Source organism: Arthrobacter cryoconiti, from assembly GCF_020905375.1.
Taxonomy (GTDB): domain Bacteria; phylum Actinomycetota; class Actinomycetes; order Actinomycetales; family Micrococcaceae; genus Specibacter; species Specibacter cryoconiti.
In genome coordinates this window covers 1-536 of sequence record NZ_JAJJBU010000056.1, presented here as the reverse complement: position 1 = coordinate 536, position 536 = coordinate 1, and the positions used below count along the sequence as shown (strand labels likewise).

Sequence of the window (536 nt, the reverse complement as noted above, 5' to 3'; positions counted from 1 at the left end):
GCTGCGTAACGTGTCAATGACCTTCGCGTCCTCGATCGCGCGCAGGGCCGGCAACCGTGTTTTCCAGGCCCGGTAGCTTCGTGCGGCGACCTGCACGCCCTGCTCACGCAGGACGGCGCAGATCGACTCGACCGCACAGCCTTCGGCCCGTTGCTCGTCAATGAACCGGCAGATCAGCGGCGGCGAGGGTCGAGCTCCCTCGCGAAGAAAATCGATGCTGCTTTTAGGATTTCATTGGCTTCTTTCAGGTCCCGATTCTCGGCGCGTAACGCCTTGAGTTCATCAAGTTCAGTGCTCGTAGGGCCGTCCTTCTCACCAGTGTCGATCTGGGCTTGGAGCACCCATCGACGCAACGATTCGGGGCCAACATCGAGCTTCGGGGCCAGGGCCTTGCAAGCAGCGAACACAGAAGGGTACTCGCAGAGCCGGTCATTGACCATCCGCACGGCACGATCACGAACTTCGGCTGGGTATCTCTTGGGCATGATTGCCATCTTTCTCAAAAAAGACAGCGGCATCAAATCCGGGACGGTTCA

Annotated in this window: 1 protein-coding gene; it reads right to left on the bottom strand. The window is 59.5% G+C overall.

All coding sequences use genetic code 11. The features are described from left to right. Nucleotides 1–173: 173 nt before the first annotated feature. Nucleotides 174–485, bottom strand: coding sequence for a transposase (locus LOH53_RS16740; protein ID WP_230068896.1), 312 nt, complete (start codon nucleotides 483–485; stop codon nucleotides 174–176). Between the last annotated feature and the right edge of the window lie 51 nt (nucleotides 486–536).

What these genes read in the sequence shown, in the direction of transcription:
- LOH53_RS16740 (WP_230068896.1), bottom strand. Translation starts at nt 485, where the DNA reads ATGCCCAAGAGATACCCAGCCGAAGTTCGTGATCGTGCCGTGCGGATG.